Annotated in this window: 29 protein-coding genes; 12 read left to right on the top strand and 17 right to left on the bottom strand. The window is 66.2% G+C overall.

Going from position 1 to position 22,944, the window contains the following annotated elements; all coding sequences use genetic code 11:
- Both ASC93_RS22405 and ASC93_RS22410 read left to right on the top strand, forming a co-directional pair.
- Positions 1-1,963: DUF4214 domain-containing protein (locus tag ASC93_RS22405; protein ID WP_157202076.1), on the top strand; the 1,963-nt coding region annotated here is incomplete at its 5' end.
- A 96-nt stretch (positions 1,964-2,059) separates the two neighbouring features.
- Positions 2,060-2,764: a phage tail protein gene (locus tag ASC93_RS22410; protein ID WP_082548267.1), complete on the top strand. Its 705-nt coding sequence runs from the start codon at positions 2,060-2,062 to the stop codon at positions 2,762-2,764.
- A gap of 37 nt (positions 2,765-2,801) precedes the next feature.
- On the opposite strand, the gene ASC93_RS22415 is transcribed toward ASC93_RS22410, so the two are convergent.
- Positions 2,802-3,125 (bottom strand): hypothetical protein, encoded by a 324-nt coding sequence (locus ASC93_RS22415; RefSeq protein ID WP_056447669.1) that lies wholly within the window; start codon positions 3,123-3,125, stop codon positions 2,802-2,804.
- 44 nt (positions 3,126-3,169) lie between these two features.
- On the opposite strand from ASC93_RS22415, the gene ASC93_RS22420 reads away from it, so the two are divergent.
- On the top strand, positions 3,170-3,691 hold the full coding sequence (locus tag ASC93_RS22420) for a GNAT family N-acetyltransferase (protein WP_162251944.1): 522 nt from the start codon (positions 3,170-3,172) through the stop codon (positions 3,689-3,691).
- Here ASC93_RS22420 and ASC93_RS22425 read toward each other — a convergent pair.
- Genes ASC93_RS22425 through ASC93_RS22450 form a run of 6 tightly spaced genes read right to left on the bottom strand, consistent with a single transcriptional unit; the run spans position 3,688 to position 8,818 of the window.
- The gene (locus ASC93_RS22425) at positions 3,688-4,758 is read right to left on the bottom strand and encodes an AI-2E family transporter (RefSeq protein ID WP_056447674.1); all 1,071 of its coding nucleotides are present in this window, start codon (positions 4,756-4,758) and stop codon (positions 3,688-3,690) included. The genes ASC93_RS22420 and ASC93_RS22425 overlap by 4 nt on opposite strands.
- A 28-nt stretch (positions 4,759-4,786) precedes the next feature.
- The gene (locus tag ASC93_RS22430) at positions 4,787-5,386 is read right to left on the bottom strand and encodes an SCO family protein (RefSeq protein ID WP_056447676.1); all 600 of its coding nucleotides are present in this window, start codon (positions 5,384-5,386) and stop codon (positions 4,787-4,789) included.
- A 2-nt stretch (positions 5,387-5,388) separates the two neighbouring features.
- A complete protein-coding gene (gene cyoE / locus ASC93_RS22435; RefSeq protein ID WP_056447678.1) occupies positions 5,389-6,294 on the bottom strand; it encodes a heme o synthase in 906 nt (301 codons plus the stop codon).
- Positions 6,291-7,460, bottom strand: coding sequence for a heme A synthase (locus tag ASC93_RS22440; RefSeq protein ID WP_056447680.1), 1,170 nt, complete (start codon positions 7,458-7,460; stop codon positions 6,291-6,293). The genes cyoE and ASC93_RS22440 overlap by 4 nt, the downstream gene beginning before the upstream one ends.
- A gap of 7 nt (positions 7,461-7,467) precedes the next feature.
- On the bottom strand, positions 7,468-8,031 hold the full coding sequence (locus tag ASC93_RS22445; protein ID WP_157202091.1) for a redoxin domain-containing protein: 564 nt from the start codon (positions 8,029-8,031) through the stop codon (positions 7,468-7,470).
- 49 nt (positions 8,032-8,080) lie between these two features.
- The gene (locus ASC93_RS22450) at positions 8,081-8,818 is read right to left on the bottom strand and encodes an SURF1 family protein (RefSeq protein WP_056447684.1); all 738 of its coding nucleotides are present in this window, start codon (positions 8,816-8,818) and stop codon (positions 8,081-8,083) included.
- Between the two features lie 43 nt (positions 8,819-8,861).
- Here ASC93_RS22450 and ASC93_RS22455 point away from each other — a divergent pair, with 43 nt between their 5' ends.
- Positions 8,862-9,065, top strand: coding sequence for a twin transmembrane helix small protein (locus ASC93_RS22455; RefSeq protein ID WP_056447686.1), 204 nt, complete (start codon positions 8,862-8,864; stop codon positions 9,063-9,065).
- 172 nt (positions 9,066-9,237) lie between these two features.
- On the opposite strand, the gene ASC93_RS22460 is transcribed toward ASC93_RS22455, so the two are convergent.
- The 7 genes from ASC93_RS22460 to ASC93_RS22485 all read right to left on the bottom strand — a co-directional run bounded on the left by ASC93_RS22460 (position 9,238) and on the right by ASC93_RS22485 (position 15,391).
- Positions 9,238-10,095, bottom strand: a complete 858-nt coding sequence (locus ASC93_RS22460) for a cytochrome c oxidase subunit 3 (RefSeq protein ID WP_056447688.1) — start codon at positions 10,093-10,095, stop codon at positions 9,238-9,240.
- Positions 10,096-10,171: 76 nt separating this feature from the next.
- Positions 10,172-10,402 (bottom strand): DUF2970 domain-containing protein, encoded by a 231-nt coding sequence (locus tag ASC93_RS22465; protein WP_056447690.1) that lies wholly within the window; start codon positions 10,400-10,402, stop codon positions 10,172-10,174.
- Between the two features lies 1 nt (position 10,403).
- Entirely contained in the window at positions 10,404-10,979 is a 576-nt protein-coding gene (locus tag ASC93_RS22470) for a cytochrome c oxidase assembly protein (RefSeq protein ID WP_056447692.1), read from the bottom strand.
- Between the two features lie 7 nt (positions 10,980-10,986).
- Positions 10,987-11,106, bottom strand: coding sequence for a cytochrome oxidase small assembly protein (locus ASC93_RS32365; RefSeq protein WP_229412838.1), 120 nt, complete (start codon positions 11,104-11,106; stop codon positions 10,987-10,989).
- Between the two features lie 7 nt (positions 11,107-11,113).
- Positions 11,114-12,709 (bottom strand): cytochrome c oxidase subunit I, encoded by a 1,596-nt coding sequence (gene ctaD, locus ASC93_RS22475; protein ID WP_056447694.1) that lies wholly within the window; start codon positions 12,707-12,709, stop codon positions 11,114-11,116.
- A 95-nt stretch (positions 12,710-12,804) separates the two neighbouring features.
- Positions 12,805-14,001 (bottom strand): cytochrome c oxidase subunit II, encoded by a 1,197-nt coding sequence (gene coxB / locus ASC93_RS22480; RefSeq protein ID WP_056447697.1) that lies wholly within the window; start codon positions 13,999-14,001, stop codon positions 12,805-12,807.
- 481 nt (positions 14,002-14,482) lie between these two features.
- Positions 14,483-15,391 carry a methyltransferase domain-containing protein gene (locus ASC93_RS22485; protein ID WP_229412839.1) on the bottom strand — a complete coding sequence of 303 codons (909 nt, stop codon included), beginning with the start codon at positions 15,389-15,391 and terminating at the stop codon, positions 14,483-14,485.
- Positions 15,392-15,875: 484 nt separating this feature from the next.
- On the opposite strand from ASC93_RS22485, the gene ASC93_RS22490 reads away from it, so the two are divergent.
- Together ASC93_RS22490 and trmL are read left to right on the top strand one after the other, a co-directional pair.
- Complete coding sequence (locus tag ASC93_RS22490; protein WP_056447700.1) at positions 15,876-16,421, top strand: ComF family protein; 546 nt, start codon at positions 15,876-15,878, stop codon at positions 16,419-16,421.
- A 15-nt stretch (positions 16,422-16,436) separates the two neighbouring features.
- Positions 16,437-16,907: a tRNA (uridine(34)/cytosine(34)/5-carboxymethylaminomethyluridine(34)-2'-O)-methyltransferase TrmL gene (gene trmL, locus ASC93_RS22495; RefSeq protein WP_056447702.1), complete on the top strand. Its 471-nt coding sequence runs from the start codon at positions 16,437-16,439 to the stop codon at positions 16,905-16,907.
- Between the two features lie 10 nt (positions 16,908-16,917).
- On the opposite strand, the gene rfaE2 is transcribed toward trmL, so the two are convergent.
- Both rfaE2 and ASC93_RS22505 read right to left on the bottom strand, forming a co-directional pair.
- Positions 16,918-17,397: a D-glycero-beta-D-manno-heptose 1-phosphate adenylyltransferase gene (gene rfaE2, locus ASC93_RS22500; protein WP_056448231.1), complete on the bottom strand. Its 480-nt coding sequence runs from the start codon at positions 17,395-17,397 to the stop codon at positions 16,918-16,920.
- A 10-nt stretch (positions 17,398-17,407) separates the two neighbouring features.
- On the bottom strand, positions 17,408-18,598 hold the full coding sequence (locus ASC93_RS22505) for a PilT/PilU family type 4a pilus ATPase (RefSeq protein ID WP_056448234.1): 1,191 nt from the start codon (positions 18,596-18,598) through the stop codon (positions 17,408-17,410).
- Between the two features lie 136 nt (positions 18,599-18,734).
- On the opposite strand from ASC93_RS22505, the gene ASC93_RS22510 reads away from it, so the two are divergent.
- On the top strand, positions 18,735-19,679 hold the full coding sequence (locus ASC93_RS22510; RefSeq protein ID WP_056447704.1) for a hydrogen peroxide-inducible genes activator: 945 nt from the start codon (positions 18,735-18,737) through the stop codon (positions 19,677-19,679).
- Here ASC93_RS22510 and ASC93_RS22515 read toward each other — a convergent pair.
- Complete coding sequence (locus tag ASC93_RS22515) at positions 19,657-20,187, bottom strand: hypothetical protein (protein WP_056447706.1); 531 nt, start codon at positions 20,185-20,187, stop codon at positions 19,657-19,659. The genes ASC93_RS22510 and ASC93_RS22515 overlap by 23 nt on opposite strands.
- A 184-nt stretch (positions 20,188-20,371) precedes the next feature.
- Here ASC93_RS22515 and ubiA point away from each other — a divergent pair, with 184 nt between their 5' ends.
- Genes ubiA through ASC93_RS22540 form a run of 5 tightly spaced genes read left to right on the top strand, consistent with a single transcriptional unit; the run spans position 20,372 to position 22,665 of the window.
- On the top strand, positions 20,372-21,226 hold the full coding sequence (ubiA, locus tag ASC93_RS22520) for a 4-hydroxybenzoate octaprenyltransferase (protein ID WP_056447709.1): 855 nt from the start codon (positions 20,372-20,374) through the stop codon (positions 21,224-21,226).
- 38 nt (positions 21,227-21,264) lie between these two features.
- A complete protein-coding gene (locus ASC93_RS22525) occupies positions 21,265-21,585 on the top strand; it encodes a YqjD family protein (RefSeq protein ID WP_056447712.1) in 321 nt (106 codons plus the stop codon).
- Positions 21,585-21,989, top strand: a complete 405-nt coding sequence (locus ASC93_RS22530) for a phage holin family protein (protein ID WP_056447713.1) — start codon at positions 21,585-21,587, stop codon at positions 21,987-21,989. Before ASC93_RS22525 ends, ASC93_RS22530 begins: the two co-directional genes overlap by 1 nt.
- Complete coding sequence (locus tag ASC93_RS22535) at positions 21,982-22,275, top strand: hypothetical protein (RefSeq protein ID WP_056447715.1); 294 nt, start codon at positions 21,982-21,984, stop codon at positions 22,273-22,275. Before ASC93_RS22530 ends, ASC93_RS22535 begins: the two co-directional genes overlap by 8 nt.
- Before the next feature lie 6 nt (positions 22,276-22,281).
- Positions 22,282-22,665 carry a hypothetical protein gene (locus ASC93_RS22540; protein WP_056447717.1) on the top strand — a complete coding sequence of 128 codons (384 nt, stop codon included), beginning with the start codon at positions 22,282-22,284 and terminating at the stop codon, positions 22,663-22,665.
- Positions 22,666-22,944 lie beyond the last annotated feature (279 nt).

Below are 22,944 nucleotides of genomic sequence, written 5' to 3' on the forward strand. Positions count from 1 at the left end.
TTTCCTGGGCGCGAGCGTCAATGGCGCGACCCTTGTCATGACGTATGCCGATACCGGCCTGCTGGACGCGACCCATGTGCCGGTTGCCGGCGACTTCACCGTGACGGCGAGCGGTCGCGCGGTCTCCGTCACGGCGATCGCCATCGACGCCGCGGCGCACACCGTGACGCTGAACCTGGCGTCACCGGTCGCGGATGGTGCGGCGGTCACCGTGGCGTATGGCGATCCGGGCGGCGCCGACGACGTCAACGCCATCCAGGACGCCGCCGGCAACGATGCGGCGAGCCTCGGCGCCACCAGCGTCGTGAACAATACGCCAGCGCCGACGGCGCCGGTCCAGCCCACCGTCGACGGCGTCGCCGTGCAGGTCGGTACCGTCGTCAACAGCGACGGCTCGGTCTCGCAGGCGCTGAGCATTCCGATCGTGACCGCCGGGCGCGTCGACCAGGTCGGCGACAACACGGTGGCCGACATTCCGCTGGCGCACGGCGCGGACGGCAGCGCGCTGTTGACGACGCAGGTGCCGGTCGGTATCGGCTTGCAGGCCACGGGCTCCGCCCAGCCAAAGGCCGCGGGCGACTCGCTGGCGGACCTGATCCGCGAGATCCAGGCCCACACGGCGGCCGGGTCGCACGACCAGGGCATGCTGACCGGGGGCGGCAGCGGCTTCCTGGGCGACCTGGCGTCCGACGCGCCGCTGATCGTGCAGACGATCGTCCCGATCGCCGCAACCGGCGGCATGACGCCGGGCCCGGATCACCTCGCGATCAACGGCACCGCGGCCAGTGCCGGCAGCCCCGCCACGGCAATCGTGCTCGATGGCCGTGGCCTGCCGGCCGGGACCAGCATCGAACTGAACAACGTCGAATTCGTGGCGCTGATCGGCGCCGTCAGCGTCAGCGGCGGCGCGGGCGAGCAGAACGTGTGGGGCGACAGCGCGTCCCAGACCATCTATCTGGGACCGGGCGACGACGTGCTGCACGGCGGCGGCGGCAACGACATCGTCGGCAGCGCCGGGGGCAACGACCAGATCTTCGGCGACGACGGCGATGACGTCGTGTTCGGCGGCGCCGGCAACGACACGATCGATGGCGGCACCGGCCACGATACGCTGCAGCTGGCCGGCGCCAATCGCAGCGACTACAGCATGCGCGTGGCCGGCGGCAAACTGGTGGTGACGCAGCTGAACGGCGGCCCGGACGGCGCCGACGTGGTGGCCAATGTCGAGGCATTGCACTTTACCGGTGCGACCGGCGATACCTCGGCGTATGGCACCGCGGGCCGGCTGGTGCAGGCGCTGACCGGCCACCCGGCCGGCCTGGAGACCCTCGATGCGGCGACCGCGGCAAGCGGCAAGGGCGCCAGCCTGTCCCAGATCGCCCGCAGCCTGTACGGCCAGAGCGGCGACAGCGGCATGAGCGACGCCGCCTTCGTCCAGGCGCTGTACCAGAACGCCCTGCACCGCACGGCCGGCGGGGACGAAACGGCCTTCTGGACCGGCAAGCTGGACGCCGGCACGCACCGCGCCGACGTGGCGCTGGCGGTGGCCGATTCGGCCGAAATGCTGGCGATCGCGCCGGCCGACACCGATTTCAATGCCACCGACGTCGCGACGCTGGTGCGCATGTACAGCGCCCTGTTCGACCGCGCACCCGACGAAGCCGGACTGAATTACTGGATCGGCGCGCACGAGAACGGCATGGCCATGACGGGCATCGCCAACGCGTTCGTCATGTCCGCCGAGAGCTCGGGCCAGTACAGCGGGATGGATGACGTCCGGTTCGTCGATACGCTGTACGAGAGCGCACTGCACCGCGAGCCTGTCGGCACCGAGGCGCAGTATTGGATCGATTCGCTTGCCGGCGGCCGCGTCGACCGGGGTGACGTGCTGCTCGCCTTTGCGGATTCGGCCGAAAAAGTGGCATTGATCGGCACCATCTCGACCAGCATTCCCACGCAGTAGAGGTGCGCCAGGTCAGCCGCAGGCAACGGGCCTGCGGATGCGCCGCCGGCCTTGCAACGATGCCGGCTCTGTTAACTTCACAAACAAAGGAGCATCATGGCAGAGGCATACGTAGGACAAATCAATCTGGTCAGTTTCAACTGGGCGCCGGAAGACTGGCTGCTATGCCAGGGGCAATTGCTGCAAGTGACCCAATACCAGGCGCTGTTCTCCCTCATCAGCAATGTCTTTGGGGGCGACGGCGTCACCACCTTCGCGCTGCCGGACTTGCGCGGCCGGGTGCCGGTCCAGCCGGGCCAGGGCCCCGTGACAAACCTGGCCTGGGCCGAGAAAGGCGGCACCACCACGACCGCGCTCCAGGCAGCAGGCACAGGCACGATCAGCAACGTGAACCAGTTGCCGGAGCACACCCATACCGCCACCTTCGCAGGGACCGGCGGCGGTGCCGCGTCCCAGCCGACCGTCACGCTGCATGTCAGCAACGATGCGGCAACCAGCCCGACACCACTCGCCAACGGCTATATGGCGCCCCTGAAAGGCAGCGGACTGAGCGCGGCACCGAGCGGCTACGTCGCCACGGCGAACGCCGGCACCACGGCGTTGAACACGGCGGCGGCAACGGCGACCGGCGGCAGCGGGGGCGGGATCACGGGCGGCACGGTGACCAATGCCATGACCGGTTCGGCGTCACCGGTGCCGATCCCGGTGACCACGGTCGTGAACCTGCCGCCGATGATGCCGCCTTTCATCGGTCTCAATTACATCATCTGCGTGAACGGCTACTATCCGTCCCGGCCGTGACACCGCGGCGGCGGGCGGCGCGTCCAGCCGCCATCCGTCATGCGAACAGCACCTGATAGCGCTGCCGGTCGGGCGGCGTTGCGACGCTGCCCTGCGTGCCGGGCAGCGGCGGCATCACGGGCGCGATGCACCATACCTGGTGCGCCAGCACCGGGTGCTCGACGGCGAAGTTGTCCTGGGCAAGGATCGGCTGGCGTGGCCCACTGAAGATCAGCGACAGGGGGGCACGGAACTGTTCCGGCAAGCCGCGGCGCGGCGCTTCGGTGCAGCCCTCCAGGCGCAGCACGACGGGACCGGCCTGGGTCTCGACCGTGAAGTCGGTGCCTAGCAGCGGCGTGAAAAGTTCGAGGCTTGGGTGCATGACAATTGTTCAATATGAGCCGAACCCATTATGAGCGATCGTGTATGCGAGCTCAACCATTCTTCACCATGCTGACACTCGACCTCGACCATTTGCACGCGCGTCCCGCGCAGCCTGCCGACGACGCCTTTCTCAAGGCATTATTTGCGACGACGCGCGACGACCTGCGTGCCGTCGACGCCGGGCCTGCCTTGTTCGCGATGCTGATCGACATGCAGTGGCATGCGCAGACGGCGGGCTACCGGCAAGCGTTCCCGGATGCCGACAGCCTGGTCATCGAGCGCGCCGGCGTGCCGCTGGGCCGGCTGCTCGTCGATTGCGGCATGCCACAGTGGCGCATCGTCGACGTCGCACTGCTGCCGCAAGCACGGGGCCAGGGTCACGGCGCGGCGCTGTTGCGCGCCCTGCAGATCCGCGCCCGCGACAGCGGCGCCACGCTGGCGCTCACGGTACGGCGCGACAATCCGGCGGCCCGCCGGCTGTACGACGCGCTCGGCTTCGCGGCCGACGGTGGCGACGTGCTGACCGAACAGATGGTGTGGCCGGCGGCTCGACAGCGCCGCTAGACGCCGTCGCCGTCCTGCTTGACGATCGGGTCGCGCGTATGGGTCCACCCGCTCATCAGCGAATAGCCCACCGCGAGCAGGGTCGGCCCGATGAACATGCCGACGAAGCCGAACGCCATCACGCCGCCCAGCACGCCGAGGAGCGTGAGCAGGAACGGCAGGCTGGAGCCGCGGCTGATCAGCATCGGACGCACGACGTTGTCGACGCCGCTGATCAGGAAGAAGCCCCACACGAGCATGAAGATGCCCCATCCCGTCTCGCCCTGCGTGAACAGCCAGACGGCCGCCCCGCCCCACACGATCGGGGGCCCGACGGGGATCAGCGACGACACGAACACGAGCACCGACAGCAGCGGCACTGCCGGCACGCGCGCGATGGAAAAGCCGAGCGCCGCGACGAGCGCCTGCGCCAGCGCGGTGCCGAGCAGCCCGTACATCACGCCGCGCACGGTCTGGCTGACGATCTCCGTGACGGAGGCCGCCTCCTCGTCCATGATGCGGCGCATGGCGGCGCCGATGACGGCCGTCAGCGTCTCGCCGTCGCGGTAGAAGAAGAAGCTGACGAACGCGGCGAGGCTCATCTGCGCGACGCCGGCACCCAGCATCAACCCGCCGGACAGCAGCGCGTGCCGGGTCGGTTCGACCATGCGCCGCGCCAGCTCCATCATGCGCTCGCGGCTGGCGACGAGCTGGCGCAGGTAGTTGTCCAGCTGGTCGCCGACGAGCGGGATCTCGCGCACCCACGCGGGCGGCAGCAGCTCGCCCTGGTTCAGCGCGGCGCGGATCTGGTCGAACGACGACGCCACGTTGTCCGCGAGGTTGTACGCGACCAGCGCCAGCGGGATGATCACGAGCAGCGTGAGGGACAGCGTCATCGTGAGCGCGGCGAGCGTGCGCCGGCCGCGCAGGCGCAGCAGCAGTTTCTGGTACAGCGGCCAGGACGAGATGACGACGGCGGCCGCGAACAGGATCGCGGCCAGGAAGGGGCGCAGGACGTAGAGGCAGCCGAGGGTCAGCAGGATGACGGCGCCGGCGCGCGTATAGTTTCTGCCAGGTCGGCGATCCATGCCTCTCCTGATGCGGCTATTTACGATATCAGGATAGTAACTGACGGAGATCGTGCACGATAGGGTCGGCGCCCTGGCCGTGGCGAATGAACAGGCGCAGGCGGCCGTCGCGGTCGAAGACGTAGCTGCCGGCCGTGTGGTCGATCGTGTAGCTGCCCGGGTCCGTGCCCGGCACCTTCGCGTAGAACACCTTGAATTCCTTGGCCGTCTTCGCCGTTTGCTCCGGCGTGCCGCGCAGGCCGATGAAGCGCTTGTCGAACGCGGGCACGTAGTTGGCCAGCAGTTGCTGGGTATCGCGCTCGGGGTCGAGGGTGATGAACAGGACCTGCACCTTGTCGGCCAGCGGCCCCAGTTTCTGCATCACGGACGCCATCTCCGCCATCGTCGTCGGGCACACGTCCGGGCACTGCGTGTAGCCGAAGAAGACGACGACGACCTTGCCCTTGAAGTCGGCCAGCGTGCGCGGCTTGCCCGTGTGGTCCGTCAGCGCGAAACCTTTCGCGTAATCGAGGCCGGTGACGTCCGTGTTCTGGAAGGAGACCTGCTGCTTGCCCGGCAGCTTGTCGCAGGCGGCGAGGGAGACGGTCAGCGCGCAGGCGACGGCCAGGGGAAGCAGCAGTTTTTTCATCATCAGATCAGCAGGTATTGTTTCACGTAGTGGTCGACCAGCAGCGCGGCGAACAGCAGCGACAGGTAGACGATGGACCAGGCGAAGGCCTTGCGCGCGACCTGATCGCTGTAGTGCTTGTGGATCAGCCAGCCGTAGCGCAGGAAGACCGCGTTCAGCACGACGGCCGCCGCCAGGTACACGATGCCGCTCATGCCGACGGCGTACGGGAACAGGGTGCACGCGGCCAGCGCGACGGAGTACAGCCAGACCTGCTGGCCCGTGTACTGCATGCCGTGCGTGACGGGCAGCATCGGCAGGCCGGAACGCACGTAGTCGTCGCGGCGGTACATCGCGAGCGCCCAGAAATGCGGCGGGGTCCAGACGAAGATGATCAGCACCAGCAGCCACGCCTGCATCGGCACGTCGCCCGCGACGGCGGCCCAGCCGAGGGCCGGCGGCATCGCGCCCGACAGGCCGCCGATGACGATGTTCTGCGGCGTGTTCGGTTTCAGCAGGATCGTGTAGATCAGCGCGTAGCCGACGAAGGTGACGAACGTCAGCCACATCGTCAGCGGATTGACCAGCGTGTACAGGACGCCCATGCCGGCGCCGCCGATGATGGCAGAAAAGATCAGGACCTGCGTGGGCGACAGCTCGCCCATCGCGGTGGCGCGGCGCGCGGTGCGGGCCATGCGGGCGTCGACTTCGGCCTCGATCAGGCAGTTGACGGCGAAGGCGGCGCCGGCCAGCAGCCAGATGCCGATCGTGCCCCAGACGAGCACGTGCCAGCCGGGGAAGCCGTCGGTGGCGAGGAACATGCCGATCACGGCGCAGAAGACGGCCAGCTGGGTGACGCGCGGCTTGGTCAGCGACCAGTACTGGGCGATGCGGCTGGACGGTTTATGGATGGCGGTTTGCGTAATCATGGATGGCTCGCGGACGTCGCGGCCTCACGTCGTGGACTGCGCAGCGCCAGCTCGAGTTGATACTGTACCTTGTAGTTTAACATGGTCACCAGAAGGACGAGACCCGCCGCCCCCGCGTTGTGGAGCACGGCGATCGGCAGCGGGAAGTTCAGGAACACGGTCGCGATGCCCGTCGTTGCCTGCGCGGCAAGCACCAGCGCGAGGTTGCGCGCCGTGCCGTGCAGGCCCGGCAGGCGCCAGGCGCGCCAGGCCGTATAGCCCAGCACGAGCACGACGACGAGGGCGAAGTTGCGGTGCACCCAGTGGATCGCCGTCAGCGCGGAGAACGGCAGGTAGTGGCCGGCGGCCGTCTTGCCCAGTTCGCGCCACAACGTGAAGCCGTGTTGCCAATCCATCTCTGGGACAATTTGTCCATTACAAAGCGGGAAATCGCTGCACGCCAGTGTCGCGTAATTGGTACTTACCCACCCGCCCAGCGCCAGTTGCACCAGCAGCACGGCGCCGGCCAGCCACGCCAGCGGACGCAGGCGGCGCAGCACGGACACCGGCGCGGCCACGGGAGAAAAGCGCGGCGGCGCCATCAGCTTGTCCTCGCGGCCGCCCAGCCAGACGGCCAGCGCCAGCAGGGTCAGGCCGAACAGCAGGTGCAGGGTCACGATGATCGGCTGCAGTTTCATCGTGACGGTCCAGGCGCCGAACGCGCCCTGCACGCACACCCACAAGAACATCACGGTCGGCAGCAGAGGGCCGTGCGCGGGTTTGCCCGCGCGCGCGCGGGCGCGGCGCCATTCCAGCCAGGAGGCGGCCATCAGGCCGACGATCATGAAGCCGATGCCCATCGCGAGGAAGCGGTGGATCATCTCGATCCAGGCTTTCATCGTCGTCACGGGCCCGGTGGGCATCAGCGCCTCGGCCGCGGCGATGTGCGCGTGCGCGAGGAACGGGTTCGCTTCGCCGTAGCAGCCGGGCCAGTCCGGACAGCCGAGGCCGGAATCCGTGAGACGCGTAAAGCCGCCGAACACGATCAGGTCGAACGTGAAGAAGGCGATCACCCACGCCAGCTTGCGGTATTTGTTCGTGCCGGTCGCCGTCCACACGAGCGCGAGCGGCACGCTGGCCGCCAGGATGCCGGTCAGGGCCAGCAGGACGAAATTCGAGACTTCCATGATGAACTCAGCCGACGGCCGACGCCTTCAACAGCTTGTTGATGTCCTTGTAGACCTTGCGCACTTCCTGCAGCTGCGGGTCCTTCGGGAAGCGCATCATGAGGTGGCCCAGCGGGTCGATCATGTAGATGTGGTCGGCCGGCGTCGTGCCCGCGTCGGCCGGCAGCCAGCCGGCCACCGTCGCGGCGTCGGCGCGCAGCATGTGGGTGCCGTCGTATTCGCGGATGGTCAGGGTGTCGAGCGGCTCCTTGTCGGTGATGAGCCAGACGCGTTCGATGCGGTCGGCGTCCTTGCCCTGCATCAGGCGCAGCTGGCGCATGGCGAACAATTCCTTCTGGCACGTGTCGGGACAGGCGCCCGGCCCCGTCATCAGCATCACCCACTTGCCCTTGAACTGGTCCAGCGCCTGCGGACGGCCGTCCAGCGTGGTCGTGGCCATCGCCGGAATCGGGTGGGCGCGCTGGTCGATCAGCGTGCCGTAGTTGTTGCGCTTCTGCGGCTTGATGACGTAGTAGGTGAAATACGAGGCGATCATCGGCGCCGCGCACACGGCCAGCACCAGCCACAGCATGCGGCGCCCGCGCTTGCGGGGGGCGGCATCGGCGGGGATCGCGGCTGCGTCAGCCGGCTTGTTTGGTTCCACTTCGAAATCCTGTCATCACAAAGAATAAGAAAGCCATCGCCGCCAGCGCGTACCACTGGAAGGCATAGCCCTTGTTGCGGTCGACGTCGACGGCCGGGGCCGGCCATTTGCGGATGGGTTCCGTGGCCGGCGCGCCGGTGCCGTCCACGCTCGTCTGCTCGACCAGCACGGGCAGCACGCTCAAACCGCTGGCCCGGGCGAAGCCGGCCGGATCGACGTTCTGCACGATGGCGCCGGGCTCAGGCGGCGGCGCCTTGCCGAGTTCCATCACGCGCGCCGGGTGCAGCACGGCGAGACCCTCGATGGTCCTGCGGCCGGCCGGCGCGGCCACGTGCGGCACGCGGTCGTGCACGGCAGGATCGCGCGCCAGCCAGCCCCGCGCGACGAGGACCACTTTGCCGGTAGCCGCTATTGTAAACGGCATCAGCAAAACGAATCCGGTGCGGCCGTCGAGCGGCCGGTTGTCGAGGAACAGCGGCCAGTCGGGAGCGAATTCCCCCGTCACGACGACACGGCGATATTCGATGGCGGCGGCGTCGACCGGGTTCCCGTCGAGCACGACGGGCGGCAGGGCGGCGCGCTGCGTGAGCCGGGCCTGCAGCGCCGTCTTTTCCGCTGCGCGCCGCACCTGCCAGTTGCCCAACGCGATCCCGAGCGCCACGAGCACGAGCGTCGCCAGGAAAGGAATGGTTCTAAAACGGAAGCGGAGTCGCATACAATGATCGTGAAACCCTAACAACCAAACTCATCGGCCGCCCATGAAAATCGTCGTCGCCATCGCCTTCGTGCTCATCATCGGCAGCCTTGCCTCCGCCCTGTTCTTCCTGATGCGCGACAAGGGCCGCAGCAACCGTACCGTCCAGGCGCTGGCGATGCGGGTCGGACTGTCGATCACGCTGTTCCTGCTCGTGCTGATCGCGTACAAGATGGGGTGGATTCAGCCGAAGGGGCTGCATTCATAAGCGCATCGTCAGCACGTCATAAACACGTTCTAAGCACGTGATCAACACGTTTTAAGCACGTCATAAACACGTCGTCCCCGCGGAGGCGGGGACCCAATTTTGCTTGCGCCATAGGTAACGCAAAAACTTCGGTCCCCGCCTGCGCGGGGACGACGTTCATAAATTGGTTGATTTACAACCAGTACACGACGATATACAGCCCCAGCCACACGACGTCGACGAAGTGCCAGTACCACGCCGCGCCCTCGAACGCGAAATGGTGTTCCGGTGTGAAATGGCCGCGCAGCACGCGGTACAGCACGACGGACAGCATGATCGCCCCCATCGTCACGTGGAAGCCGTGGAAGCCCGTGAGCATGAAGAAGGTCGAGCCGTAGATGCCCGAGGTCAGCTTCAGGTTCAGTTCGGTGTAGGCGTGGTGGTATTCGTAGGCCTGGAAGCCCATGAAGGTGGCGCCCAGCAGGATCGTCGCGAACAGGAACAGCGCCGTGCGGGCGCGGTGGCCGGCGCGCAGCGCGTGGTGGGCGATGGTCAGGGTCACGCCCGAGCTCAGCAGCAGCGCCGTGTTGATCGTCGGGATCGGGAACGGGCCCATCGTGCTGAACTGCTCGACGGTGCCGGCCGGGCCGATATTGCCCCAGTGGCCGGAATAATCCGGCCAGATGATTTTATGGTCGAGGTCGGACAGCCACGGCATCGAGATCGTGCGTGCATAGAACAGCGCGCCGAAGAAGGCGCCGAAGAACATCACTTCGGAAAAGATGAACCAGCTCATCGACCAGCGGTAGGACAGGTCGATGCGCTCGTTGTACTTGCCCGATTCCGACTCGCCGATGGCGTCGCCGAACCAGTTGTACAGCACGATCAGCATCGCGACGATGCCGGCCGTGCAGACGCCGGGCCCCCAGGCGGTGCCATTGACCCAGCCGGAAGCGCCGGCCATCGTGCACAGCATCGACATGCCGGCTGCCAGCGGCCACCTGGACGGAGCGGGGACGAAATAGTACGGCGCGGTATGGGGTGAACTCATGTATATCTCCTCAATCAAGCATTGTTTCGAATTCCGGGGTGCTGCGCTTCCCTGCTTTCGTGTTGCTTATATATTTTTAACTTTTGGCGACGACCATCCGCACGACCAGCACCAGGATGCCGATGAACACCGCCACCCCGATCAAAGCGCCCACGATCACGTGGACCGGATTCAGGTTGGCCGCGTCGTGCTCGTAGTCGCGGCGCTTGCGCACGCCGAAAAACGACCAGAACACGGCTTTCATCGTGGCCCCGAACGTCTGCGTCCGTGCGGGCGGACGGTGCTGCGGATCGTCGTCGTTTGCCATATCACTTCTGCGCCGTCACGGCGCCGACTTCGAAGAACGTGTACGACAGCGTGATGTCCTTCACTTCGCGCGGCAGTTTCGGATCGATGAAGAACACGACCGGCATCTGGCGCGCCTCGTTCGGTTTCAATATCTGCTCCTTGAAACAGAAGCATTCGACCTTCTTGAAATACGGCTGGGCCGACTGCGGCGCGTAACTCGGGATGGCTTGCGCCTTCACGGTGCGCGCCTGCGTGTTCACGACTTCGTAGATCACGGTCGCCATCTCGCCCGGGTGCACGTCGATGCTGCGCTGCGTCGGGCGGAAGCGCCACGGGCCCTGGGCGTTGCCGTCCAGGACGACGGTGACCGTGCGCGCCTTGTCGACCTGGGTGTTGGCCGGGGGCGCCACGGTGCCGTCCTTTTGCGTGAGCACGTTAATGCCGAGCACTTCGCACACCTGGCGGTAGATCGGCACCATGGCATAGCCGAAGCCGAACATGATGGCCGCGACCACCAGCAGCTTGGTGAGCGTGGTCCGGTTTAGCCGCAGGCGGCCGCTTTCCTCGTGGCGGCCTGCGTTGGTTTCCGCTTGCATGACGACCTCAGCTCAGCCACAGGCGCTTGACGAACAGCATCACGAAGAAGAACAGCGCCAGCCCGGCCAGCCACAGGGCCGTGCGCAGGTTGGCCTTCTTCTGCTGCTGCGAACGATGGTCGCTCATCACGACCTCACTTCACCAGCGGCGGGGTTTCGAAGGTGTGGAACGGCGCCGGGCTCGGCACGGTCCACTCCAGGCCTTCGGCGCCTTCCCACGGCTTCGCTTCGGCCTGCTTGCCGCCGCGGATGGTCGGCAGCACGACGAAGAACAGGAAGTACACCTGCGACAGGCCGAACAGGAACGCGCCGATCGACACGATCTGGTTGAAATCGGTGAACTGCACGGCGTAGTCGGCGTAGCGGCGCGGCATGCCGGCCAGGCCCAGGAAGTGCATCGGGAAGAACGTCACGTTGAACCAGATCAGCGAGTTCCAGAAGTGGAACTTGCCGCGGCCTTCCGGATACATATGGCCGGTCCATTTCGGCGCCCAGTAGTAGAAGCCGGCGAACAGCGCGAACAGCGAGCCGGCCACCAGCACGTAGTGGAAGTGGGCGACGACGTAATAGGTGTCCTGCATCTGGATGTCGATCGGCGTGACGGCCAGGATCAGCCCGGTGAAGCCGCCCATCGTGAACACGAAGATGAAGCCGACGGCGAACAGCATCGGGGTCTCGAAGGTCATCGAACCCTTCCACATCGTGGCGACCCAGTTGAACACCTTCACGCCGGTCGGCACCGCGATCAGCATCGTGGCGTACATGAAGAACAGCTGGCTCGTCACCGGCATGCCGGTCGTGAACATGTGGTGGGCCCAGACGATGAACGACAGGATCGCGATTGACGCGGTCGCGTACACCATCGACGCGTAGCCGAACAGCGGCTTGCGCGCGAAGGCCGGGATGATCTGCGAGACGATGCCGAACGCCGGCAGGATCATGATGTAGACCTCGGGGTGGCCGAAGAACCAGAAGATGTGCTGGTACATGACCGGGTCGCCGCCGCCGGCGGCGTTGAAGAACGACGTGCCGAAGTGGCGGTCGGTCAGGGTCATCGTGATGGCGCCAGCCAGCACGGGCATCACGGCGATCAGCAGGTAGGCGGTGATCAGCCAGGTCCAGCAGAACATCGGCATCTTCATCAGCGTCAGGCCCGGCGCGCGCATGTTCAGGATCGTGACGATGATGTTGATGGAACCCATGATCGACGACGCGCCCATGATGTGCAGGGCGAAGATCGCCATGTCCATGCCCGGGCCCATCTGCGTCGACAGCGGCGCGTACAGCGTCCAGCCGGCCGCGGTGGCGCCGCCCGGCACGAAGAACGACGTCGCCAGCAGCAGTGCGGCCGGCGGCAGCAGCCAGAACGAGAAGTTGTTCATGCGCGCGAACGCCATGTCGGACGCGCCGATCTGCAGGGGGATCATCCAGTTGGCGAAGCCGACGAACGCCGGCATGATCGCGCCGAACACCATCACGATGCCGTGCATGGTGGTCAGCTGGTTGAAGAATTCGGGGCGGAAGAACTGCAGGCCGGGCTGGAACAGCTCGGTGCGGATCATCAGCGCCAGCACGCCGCCCGAGAGCAGCATGGTGAACGCGAACCACAGGTACAGCGTACCGATGTCCTTGTGGTTGGTGGCGAAAAGCCAGCGGCGCAGGCCGACCGGGTGGTCGTGTGCGTGATCGTGGCCGTGGTCGTGCGAGTGATCGATGGTGCTGGAAGTCATGTCAGTATCCTAGTCGTGCGGGACAACAAGGGCCGTTTGCGGTGGCGCGACGGCCCGGTCCCTTGAATCCAAACGCGTGTTGAGCCTTGTCTGCCTTATTTGCCGCGCGCAGCCAGGACCTCGGACGGCTGGACGATGTTTTCGTCGGCCTTGTTGGTCCAGTTGTTGCGGGTAAAGGTGATGACGGAAGCGATCTCGGAATCCGACAATTGCTTCCAAGACGGCATCGCCGACGGATACTTGCCGCTGTGCTTACCGTTCAGCAGCACGTCGATCTGTGCGGCCTTCGGACCCAGCACGACCGGCGAACCGACCAGCGGGGCGAACGCGCCAGGGATGCCCTGGCCGCTGGCCTGGTGGCAGGCCACGCAGTTGGACGCAAAGACTTTTTCGCCTTTCGTCTTGAGCTCGTCGATGGTCCAGACCTTGTTCGGGTCGTCGGACAGCGCGGCCATGCGTTTCTTCTCGCCGTTGACCCACGCGGTGTAGTCGTCGGCCGAGACGACCTTCACGACGATCGGCATGAAGGCGTGGTCCTTGCCGCACAGCTCGACACAACTGCCGCGGTAGGTGCCGATCTGTTCGGCCTTGAACCACGTGTCGCGCACGAAGCCGGGGATGGCGTCCTGCTTGACGGCGAAGGCGGGAATGGTCCAGGAGTGGATCACGTCGTTGGCGGTCAGCACGAGGCGGACCTTCTTGCCGACCGGGACGACGAGGGGATTGTCGACCTCGAGCAGGTAGTTTTCGGTGCGCTTCTCGGTCGGTGCGATGCCCGGTTCGCCCACCTGGGTGCGCGGCGTGGCCAGGTTCGACAGGAACGAGACGCCTTCGCCCTCGCCCTTCAGGTAGTCGTAACCCCATTTCCACTGCATGCCGGTGACCTTGACCGTGAGATCGGCGTTCGACGTATCCTTCATCTGCACGACGGCGTGCGTGGCCGGCAGGGCCATGCCGATGACGATCAGGAACGGTATGATGGTCCAGGCGATTTCGACCGTCGTGGATTCGTGGAAGGTGGCCGCTTTGTGGCCGAGGGATTTGCGGTGCTTGAACACCGAGTAGAACATGACGCCGAAGACGGCGAGGAAGATGATCAGGCAGACGATCATCATCCAGTTGTGCAGGCTGTAGATATAGGCTGCGATGCCCGTGACGGGCTGCTGCAGGTTCAGCTGAAGCGCTTCCGGACGTCCGGTCACGACGGGCCCGGGCTCCGCAAATACCGGGATGCTGGCCACCGCTAACGCGAGACCGGGCATCAACGCTTTGAATCGTTTTGCATATGTCATGTTGTCCCCAACCACCTTTAGAAGAGAAATTTCTTGAACGGAAGCGACCCTCCTATGGGTGACCATGGAGGAGGCCACGGAAGACAACTTCCGTTCCGAAATCCTTTTTAAACTAAACGCAACCACTTCCCGTCGCGCCGGCGGACGCTTCGGGACTCGACACCGCCCGGCCGGGAACCGTCTGGCTCCCTGGATGGGCGATGACTTCTAACCTTGCTTGCGGGGGACACCGGATACGCTGTCCGATCTCCCCGGGTGATGCTCCAACCTTCGGGCACGTCGATAAACCTGGAGACGATTTATCGAAATGCCCTTCGACCTTACGCTTTTGTGCTTAAATTTTTAGCGCTTTTTTGATCCAGTCGAAAAAAGTGTCTTTGATTATACTGAAACAGGTAATTTTTATTCAAGGAAAATTACCGCGATCGTATACACGCTGCATGCGGGCGCCGGGAACGCGGCACGCCGGTTCCGACGAGGCTCAACGCGGCTTGGGCGGCTGGAACCGGATGATCGCCTCGCCGGCGGCCGTCGTTTTGGGTGCCGGCCGGAATGCGTGGCCGTAGATGACCTCGAACGTCAGCCCCAGCTTGCCGTCCGCGCGGCGCCCCGCCTCGAGCGCGTCGCGCATGCGCTGCCACGCCGCCCGGCCGACGAGGCCGCGGTGGCGCGTGGCCAGCGGATTGCCGCCGAACGCGCGCACGTCGGCCAGCAATTTATCCGCGCTGTCGTAGGTGACCGTGATCTGTTCCATGTCCATGACCGGGGTCGTGAATCCGGCTTCCACGAGCTGATCGCCGAAGTCGTGCATATCGACGAAGGGCAGCGTGTGCGGTGTCTCGTCCATCGCCGCGAACGCCGTGCGCAATTCACGGAACGTGTCCGGGCCGAAATTCGAGAACATCAGCAACCCTTCCACGCGCAGGACGCGGCGCCATTCGGCGAACACGCGGTCGGGCTGGGGATGCCAGTGCAATGCCAGGTTCGACCAGACCAGGTCGAGCGAGTTCGGCCCGAACGGCAGGTTGCCGAAGTCGCCGCAAACGAGATCGATGCCGGCCTTGGCCGGGAGCAAACGGCTGAGCAGCGACCGCGGCGCCTGCGCGGCCCCGGCGGCCGCCAGCATGGCCGGCACGGCGTCCAGGCCCAGCACTTGCGCGGCGGGATAGCGCTTTTGCAGTTCGGCGATGTCGACGCCCGTGCCGCAGCCGGCGTCCAGCACCTGGCGCGGCGCCGTCTTGACGAGCGTGAGGCGGTCGAACATGCGATGGGCGATCTCGCGCCGCAGGAAATCGGAGGGAGCGACCCGGGCGGGGTCGGCGAACAGCTGGCGCACGCGGACCGGATCGATCGGGGCGCTCATCTTGGAGGGGGCTTGGGGCGAAACCATTGTCGACTGCTGGTGAATGGGATAATGGCGGCAGTGTACATGATGGGTAGAAATCACGATGACGACCCGTTATCCACCCCTGCGACATTGGCCACGCGCATTGCTGCGCGTGCTGATGCCGTCCGTCTGCGCCCTGTGCGGGGGCGGCTGCGACGACGTCGTGTGCGCTGCGTGCCGGGACGCGTATGCGCAGCCGCGGACGGTGCGCTGCGGGCAATGCGGGAATCCTCTACCAATGGATCGACCAGCAGAAACCCCGTCGCCCCCGCGCAGGCGGGGGCCCAAGTTCGCGCAGCCGGGTACGCATGCTGCAGACATACCGTCGCCCCCGCGCAGGCGGGGGCCCAAGTTGGCGCAGCCGGGTACGCAAGCTGTAAACATACCGTCGCCCCCGCGCAGGCGGGGGCCCAAGTTTGTGCCGCCGGGTACGCATGAAGAATTGAGTCCCCGCCTGCGCGGGGACGACGTTGATCGGGTTGCGACCTTGATCTGCGGCTCTTGCCTCCGCGAACCGCCCGCCTTCGACGCCACCGTCGCGGCCGTCGATTACGCGATTCCGCTCGACCAGCTCGTCCTTCAATTAAAATTCGGCGCCCGCCTCGCGCTCGCGCCGTGGTTCGCGCGCCGGATCCGCGACGCCGTGCTGGCCCGGCCCGGTCTGCCGCTGCCCGACCTGCTGTGCCCGGTGCCGCTGGGACCGGCCCGGCTGGTCGAGCGCGGCTTCAACCAGGCATTGGAAATCGCGCGGCCACTGGCGGCGGCGCTCGGGGTAGCATGTCATCCGGCGCTGGCGCTGCGCACGCTCGACACGCGCGCGCAGTCGGGCGTCGCGCCGGACGCGCGGGCGCGCAACGTGCGCGACGCGTTCGCCGTGGCCGACCCGGACCTCGTCGAAGGACGCCACGTCGGCCTCGTCGACGACGTCATGACGAGCGGCCACACGCTGGGCGAACTGGCCGCCACGCTCAAGCGCTTCGGCGCGGCGCGCGTGACGAACTTCGTGTTCGCGCGCACGCCGCCCCATCCGTAACTCAAGGAGAATCAATTGTTTCACGTCGTATTGGTCGAACCCGAGATCCCACCCAACACGGGCAACATCATCCGCCTGTGCGCGAATACGGGGGCGCAACTGCACCTGATCGAGCCGCTCGGCTTTCCGCTGGACGACGCCAAGATGCGCCGCGCCGGCCTCGACTATCACGATTACGCCACGATGAAGGTCCACAAGCACTGGGACGCCTTCCTGGCGGACGCCAGGCCCGATTCGTCCCGGATGTTCGCCATGACGACGCACGGCTCGTCGCCGTTCGCGGATTGCGCGTTCCGTCCGGGCGACGTGTTCGTGTTCGGCGCGGAATCGCGCGGCCTCGACCCGGCGCTGCGCGAATCGTTCGCGCCGGCCCAGCGCATCCGCTTGCCGATGATGCCGGGCAACCGCAGCCTGAACCTGTCGAACACCGTGGCCGTCGTCGTCTACGAGGCGTGGCGCCAGAACGGATTCGCGGGCGGGGCTTGATGCCGGGAGGTCAGCCGAACTGGCGGATCTTCGCGACGAGCTTGGTCGTCGAGCGGTCGTGCGCGAAATCGATCGCGACGGCCTTGCCGCCGTAGGCAAGCACCGCCTTGCCTTCCGGGATGGCGCTCATGACGTAGTCGCCGCCCTTGGCGTAGATGTCGGGCCGGGCTTCCTGGACCACTTCCAGCGCCGTGTCCTCGTCGAATTCGACGACGAGGCTGACGGATTCCAGCGCAGCCAGCACGGCCATGCGGTCGGCCAGCGTATTGAGCGGGCGGTCGTCGCCTTTACCGAGCCGCTTCACGGACGCGTCCGTGTTGACCGCGACGACCAGCGACGCGCCCAGCGCGCGGGCCTGCGCCAGATACGTGACGTGGCCGCGGTGCAGGATATCGAACACGCCGTTCGTCAGCACGACGGGTTTCGGCAGGTCGGCGATGCGTTGCGGCAGGGTGGCGCGGGTGCAGAGTTTTTGTTCGAAGGTAGACATGGCGTGCATTCTACCCCGCGGCCGGCGGTTCCTCTTCCGGCTCGTCCATCAGCATCGACAGCTCGGCGGGCTTCGCGGCGGCGCCGCCCTCGCCAGGCGCCTTGCGCTCGCCCGACAGCTTGATCTGCAGGCGCAGGCCGTTCGCGGAATCGGCGTTGCGGATCGCTTCGTCGTAGCTGATGAAGCCCTTGTTGTAGAGCTCGAACAAGGCCTGGTCGAACGTGCACATGCCCAGTTCGCGCGACTTGTGCATGATCTCCTTGATACTCTGGAAATTGCCTTTCAGGATCATCTCGCCGATCGTCGGCGTGTTCAGCAGGATTTCGATGGCGGCCTTGCGGCCCTTGCCGTCTTCCGTGCGGACCAGGCGCTGCGACACGATGGCGCGCAGGTTCGACGACAGGTCCATCAGCAACTGGTTGCGCCGTTCTTCCGGGAAGAAGTTGATGATGCGGTCCATCGTCTGGTTGGCGTTGTTCGCGTGCAGCGTCCCCAGGCACAGGTGGCCCGTTTCGGCGAACGCGATGGCGTGTTCCATCGTTTCCGTATCGCGGATCTCACCGATCAGGATCACGTCCGGCGCCTGGCGCAGCGTGTTCTTCAGCGCGTTGTGCCAGGACAGCGTGTCGACGCCGACCTCGCGGTGCGTGATGAGGCAGCTCTTGTTCTTGTGGACGTATTCGACCGGGTCCTCGACCGTGATGATGTGGCCGGCCGAATTGCTGTTGCGGTAATCGATCATCGCCGCCAGCGTCGTCGACTTGCCGGACCCCGTGCCGCCGACGACGAGGACGAGCCCTCGCTTGGTCATGACGACGTCCTTCAACACCTCGGGCAGGTCGAGTTTTTCGAAGTTCGGGATTTCCGACGCAATCGTGCGCACCACCATGCTCACGCTCTGCTGCTGCACGAACACGTTCACGCGGAAACGGCACACGCCGGGCAGGGAAATGGCGAAATTGCACTCCATCTCGGCCTCGAACTCGGTGCGTTGGCGCTCGTTCATCAGCGACAAGGCGAGCGCACGCGTGACGTCGCCCGTCAGGCGCTGGTTGCTCAGGGGCTTCATCGCGCCCTGGTGCTTCATGCTGGGCGGGAAATCGGCCGAGATGAACAGGTCGGAGCCGCCCTGGTGATGCATCACCGTGAGCAGCTTGTGCATGTAGGCCTGGGCTTCCGCCGGGCCGAAGGTCGAAGACATGGATGCCTCTTTGTTAACGCCAGGCAACATCGCCAGCACGGCCATTATATCCATGGCTTTACCGGTAAAATAGTGCCAGACTGCCTAAAACCTGGGCAAACGTGTCTTCCAGAACACGGCTGGTAAGAAAGAACCCATGACACTGACCGAACTGAAGTACATCGTCGCCGTCGCGCGCGCCCGGCATTTCGGGCATGCGGCCGAAGCCTGTTTCGTTGCCCAGCCGACGCTGTCGGTCGCCATCAAGAAGCTCGAGGACGAACTCGGCGTGACCCTGTTCGAACGGGGCGGCTCGGAAGTGTCCGTGACGCCGCTGGGCGCGCAGATCGTGGCGCAGGCCGAGCGTGTGCTCGAGCAGACGGCTGCCATCAAGGAATTGGCCAAGCAGAACAAGGACCCGCTGTCCGGCCCGCTGCGCCTGGGCGTGATCTACACGGTCGGCCCCTACCTGCTGCCGCCGCTCGTGAAAAACCTCATCGAGCACGTGCCGCAGATGCCGCTCGTGCTGCAAGAGAATTTCACGGTAAAACTGCTCGACCTGCTGCGCCAGGGCGAGCTGGACGCCGCCATCATGGCCCTGCCGCTGCCGGAACACGGCATGGCGGTGCAGCCGCTGTACGACGAACCGTTCGTCGTCGCCATGCCGAAGCACCATCCGTGGGCCACGCGCGCGGACATCTCGGCCGAAGACCTCAAGAGCGAGACGATGCTGCTGCTGGGCACCGGCCACTGCTTCCGCGACCAGGTGCTGGAAGTCTGCCCGGAGATGGCGCGCTTCTCTTCGGCGCCGGGCAACGGCATGCAGCGCACGTTCGAAGGCTCGTCGCTGGAGACGATCCGCCACATGGTCGCGAGCGGCATCGGCCTGACCGTGCTGCCGCGCGCCTCCGTGCCGGACATGAAGGACCCGCACGGCATGCTGACCTTCGTCCCGTTCCAGGACCCGGCGCCGTCGCGCCGCGTCGCGATCGTGTGGCGCAAGAGTTTTACGCGCCGCGCCGCCATCGATGCCGTCGTGAAGGCCGTCGCCGACTGCGGGCTGCCCGGCGTCGAGATGGTCACGCTCCAGGCCGCAGCCTGACGCGCGCCGGGGCGGCCGGCAATGCGGATACGCCGGCCGGCTGGGCGATCCGCATGCCGAAATCGCGGCACGGCCCGGGATGCCCGGCATGGCGACCGGTAAAGGCGTCGGCCAGTTCGGCGCCGCGGCGCGGCAATTCGTTCATCGACGCGCAGCGGACCGCGTCCCACGTCGTGCCGGCCTGCCTGAATTCCACGGCGCGCACGGTATAGGCGCGGCCGCCCTGCTCCACGGCCACCAGGGCGGTGTCGCCGTTGACGATGCCGAGCGCGAAGCGGCGCGTCGGCATGTTGTCGGCGCGGAGGTCGCCTTCGTTGAAATCCTCGCCCCGGTCGGCGATGCCGTCCGCGCCGAGTCCCACGCCCAGCAGCGCCTGGATGCCGGCGGGGAGCTCGCGCAGCGACTGCGCCTCCGTCCATTCCCCCTGCTCCGCCTGGCCGGCGGCGTCCGCGAGCGTACAACAGCCGAGTCCGATTCCGGCCAGCACCAACATGATTGCGAACTGCATACGAGGTCTCCTTAGTCGAAAGACCGGATCGTAGAGCGCCCGCGTGCGCCATGCCTTGTGCATCGTCTACGTACCGGTTTCCGGACCCGCGCCGAGTTCACCCGATCGGCGCCGTACTGCCGGGCGCGCCCCGGCAGGCTACAATCCTGACCTTGCAGATACTCAATTATTCAATTCGAACGACATGAACAAGCTGGCGCTGTATTTCCGCCTGGTCCGGGCCCACAAGCCGATCGGCATCCTGCTGCTGTTGTGGCCCACGCTGTGGGCGTTGTGGATGGCGTCGGGCGGGCATCCCGATCCGCAGTATCTCGTCATCTTCATCGTCGGCACGGCGCTGATGCGATCGAGCGGCTGCGCGATCAACGATTACGCCGACCGCGACTTCGACCGCCACGTCAAGCGCACCGTCGACCGTCCGCTCACCAGTGGCCGCATCAAGGGCTGGGAAGCGCTGATGGTGGCGGCCGTGCTCGCGATCGTTTCGTTCCTGCTGATCCTGCCGCTGAACACGCTGACGAAGGAATTGTCCGTCGTGGCCGTGATCGTGGCCGGCAGCTATCCGTATTTCAAGCGCTTCTTCGCGATCCCGCAGGCCTACCTCGGCATCGCGTTCGGCTTCGGCATCCCGATGGCCTTCGCCGCCGTGCAAGACCAGGTGCCGGCCGTCGCGTGGTGGCTGCTGGCCGCGAACGTGTTCTGGTCGGTCGCGTACGACACGGAATACGCGATGGTCGACCGCGACGACGACCTGATCATCGGCATCCGCACGTCGGCCATCACGTTCGGCCGCTACGACGTCTTCGCCATCATGGTGTGCTATGCGGCGGCGCTCGGCATCGATCTCGCGTGCGGCTGGATGCTGGGCCTGCGCTGGTGGTTCGTGGCGGGCATCGCGGTCGCGGCCGGGATGGCCGTCTACCACTACACCCTGATCCGCGGGCGCGACCGCATGCAATGCTTCGCCGCGTTCAACCAAAACAACTGGTTGGGTGCGGCCGTGTTCGCTGGCGTCGCGCTAGACTATGCATTAGGATAATATTGTCCGTAACATAATCGATAACGAGAGGTTCACCCATGATGGAAAAAATCCCGACCCAGACCGGCGCCCGCGACCAGCTGCTGTCCGACCTGAAGACCGTCATCCAGGACGCGGAAGCCTGGCTGCGCCACAGCGGCCACCTGACGGGCGAAGAGTTCAAGGTCGCCAAGGCCAAGTTCGAGCGCACCCTCGTCAAGGCCAAGGACGACATCATCCGCCTGGAAGAAGCCGCGGTCGAAAAAGCCAAGGTCGCCGCCAAGGCCACCGACGAATACGTCAAGGAAAACCCGTGGAAGGCAGTCGGCCTCGGTACCGCGGTCGGTGTCGTGATCGGCATGCTGATCGCCCGTAAATAATGACGTTCTTCGCGACGGCCGGCCGCATCGGGGCGACACTCGTCGCCATGGCCGGCACGCGCCTGGAACTGGCCGCCGTCGAATTCCAGGAAGACGCACGCCGCCTGCTGGGCCACCTCGCGTGGACCCTGCTGGCCGTGTTCCTGGCCGCCGGCGCCCTGCTGCTGGCCGCGCTGTTCGTCATCGCCGTCTTCTGGGACACCTACCGCCTGCAAGCCGTCGGCGGCATGGCCGTCCTGTTCGGCGCGCTGGCCGGCATCATCGTGCTGAAGGTGCGCGCCAGCATGAACGCGGAGGCGCCGCTGCTGTCCGCCACCCTGGCCGAGCTGCGCAACGACATCGATTACCTGCGCCACGGGGCAGCCCAACACACGGCACACCACGCGGGAGCGGCCGATGAATAAGTCCGAACTCACCGCACGCCGCGCCGCGCTGATCGAGCAATGCGCCGAACAGCGCGTGGGCCTGGCCTACGAGCTGGACGCGCTGCGCCCTTCGAAAGCGCTGGCCGGCAATCCGCTGGCCGGCTACGTCGCCGCCAACCGCAAGCTCGTGCTGGGTGCGGCCGGCGCCGTGCTGGGACTCGTCCTCATGCGCCGCAAGCGCCTGGCCGGCGTCGCCACGTCGGCCCTGTCGGTGTGGAAGATGGCGCGCGGCGCGCTGGGGCTCGTGGCGCAGCTGCGGCGCTGACGGGCGATGTCATTCGTGTTGCGCATCCTGTCTGCGCCGTTGTTCGTTCTGGCCGTCCTGTCGGCCGGCTGTTCGCGCACGTCCCCGGACACGCCGGCGCGCCATGCCGCCGCGCCCGGGCAGATTTCGGAACGGCAGGCGCTGGACCTGCTCGTCGCGCGGTTGAAGGCGCATCGCGTGAAGGATCTCGACTGCCTGACGTTCATGAACGAGAACGATACCCCGGCCAACGCCACGGCAGACCGATGGGAATTCGCCGCCCGTGAAATCCACGACCAGCGCTGCGGCGGCGATCCGGACGTCGCGCCGGTGCGCGACCGCTACCAGGTCGATGCGTCGGGCAAGGTCCTCGTCTACAACGCCGCGGAAGCCGATTACACGCCGTTCTGAACGGACGCGCGCGGGATCTCGTCCAGCGCCGCGTACACGTGCTTGCCCAGCTGCCGCGCCCTCGCCACCATCAGGTCCGCGCCCGCCGACGCGCCGCCGATGCGCAGCACCGCGTCGCAACGTTCCAGCAAACGCTGCGCATGTGGATGGAACATCGCGTCGAATATGGCGTCGCCCGGCTGCTGCGAACCCGCCACGCGGACCATCGGCAGCGCCAGCCATTCGCCCAGCACGGGCAGGTGCCCGGCCTCGTACAACGGCATCACGCACGCCTCCATC

The organism is Massilia sp. Root335 (assembly GCF_001425685.1).
Lineage (GTDB): Bacteria > Pseudomonadota > Gammaproteobacteria > Burkholderiales > Burkholderiaceae_D > Telluria > Telluria luteola.

Coding starts and splice junctions, on each gene's coding strand:
- ASC93_RS22460 (WP_056447688.1), bottom strand. CDS start 10,095: ATGAGTTCACCCCATACCGCGCCGTACTATTTCGTCCCCGCTCCGTCC.
- cyoE (WP_056447678.1), bottom strand. CDS start 6,294: ATGATTACGCAAACCGCCATCCATAAACCGTCCAGCCGCATCGCCCAG.
- ASC93_RS22485 (WP_229412839.1), bottom strand. CDS start 15,391: ATGGTTTCGCCCCAAGCCCCCTCCAAGATGAGCGCCCCGATCGATCCG.
- coxB (WP_056447697.1), bottom strand. CDS start 14,001: ATGACATATGCAAAACGATTCAAAGCGTTGATGCCCGGTCTCGCGTTA.
- ASC93_RS22505 (WP_056448234.1), bottom strand. CDS start 18,598: ATGTCTTCGACCTTCGGCCCGGCGGAAGCCCAGGCCTACATGCACAAG.
- ASC93_RS22410 (WP_082548267.1), top strand. CDS start 2,060: ATGGCAGAGGCATACGTAGGACAAATCAATCTGGTCAGTTTCAACTGG.
- ASC93_RS22465 (WP_056447690.1), bottom strand. CDS start 10,402: ATGGCAAACGACGACGATCCGCAGCACCGTCCGCCCGCACGGACGCAG.
- ASC93_RS22450 (WP_056447684.1), bottom strand. CDS start 8,818: ATGCGACTCCGCTTCCGTTTTAGAACCATTCCTTTCCTGGCGACGCTC.
- ubiA (WP_056447709.1), top strand. CDS start 20,372: ATGAACAAGCTGGCGCTGTATTTCCGCCTGGTCCGGGCCCACAAGCCG.
- ASC93_RS22530 (WP_056447713.1), top strand. CDS start 21,585: ATGACGTTCTTCGCGACGGCCGGCCGCATCGGGGCGACACTCGTCGCC.
- ASC93_RS22425 (WP_056447674.1), bottom strand. CDS start 4,758: ATGGATCGCCGACCTGGCAGAAACTATACGCGCGCCGGCGCCGTCATC.
- ASC93_RS22515 (WP_056447706.1), bottom strand. CDS start 20,187: ATGCAGTTCGCAATCATGTTGGTGCTGGCCGGAATCGGACTCGGCTGT.
- ASC93_RS22540 (WP_056447717.1), top strand. CDS start 22,282: ATGTCATTCGTGTTGCGCATCCTGTCTGCGCCGTTGTTCGTTCTGGCC.
- ASC93_RS22445 (WP_157202091.1), bottom strand. CDS start 8,031: ATGCTGTGGCTGGTGCTGGCCGTGTGCGCGGCGCCGATGATCGCCTCG.
- ASC93_RS32365 (WP_229412838.1), bottom strand. CDS start 11,106: ATGAGCGACCATCGTTCGCAGCAGCAGAAGAAGGCCAACCTGCGCACG.
- ASC93_RS22525 (WP_056447712.1), top strand. CDS start 21,265: ATGATGGAAAAAATCCCGACCCAGACCGGCGCCCGCGACCAGCTGCTG.
- rfaE2 (WP_056448231.1), bottom strand. CDS start 17,397: ATGTCTACCTTCGAACAAAAACTCTGCACCCGCGCCACCCTGCCGCAA.
- ASC93_RS22415 (WP_056447669.1), bottom strand. CDS start 3,125: ATGCACCCAAGCCTCGAACTTTTCACGCCGCTGCTAGGCACCGACTTC.
- ctaD (WP_056447694.1), bottom strand. CDS start 12,709: ATGACTTCCAGCACCATCGATCACTCGCACGACCACGGCCACGATCAC.
- ASC93_RS22535 (WP_056447715.1), top strand. CDS start 21,982: ATGAATAAGTCCGAACTCACCGCACGCCGCGCCGCGCTGATCGAGCAA.
- ASC93_RS22430 (WP_056447676.1), bottom strand. CDS start 5,386: ATGAAAAAACTGCTGCTTCCCCTGGCCGTCGCCTGCGCGCTGACCGTC.
- ASC93_RS22420 (WP_162251944.1), top strand. CDS start 3,170: ATGCGAGCTCAACCATTCTTCACCATGCTGACACTCGACCTCGACCAT.
- ASC93_RS22510 (WP_056447704.1), top strand. CDS start 18,735: ATGACACTGACCGAACTGAAGTACATCGTCGCCGTCGCGCGCGCCCGG.
- ASC93_RS22455 (WP_056447686.1), top strand. CDS start 8,862: ATGAAAATCGTCGTCGCCATCGCCTTCGTGCTCATCATCGGCAGCCTT.
- ASC93_RS22440 (WP_056447680.1), bottom strand. CDS start 7,460: ATGGAAGTCTCGAATTTCGTCCTGCTGGCCCTGACCGGCATCCTGGCG.
- ASC93_RS22470 (WP_056447692.1), bottom strand. CDS start 10,979: ATGCAAGCGGAAACCAACGCAGGCCGCCACGAGGAAAGCGGCCGCCTG.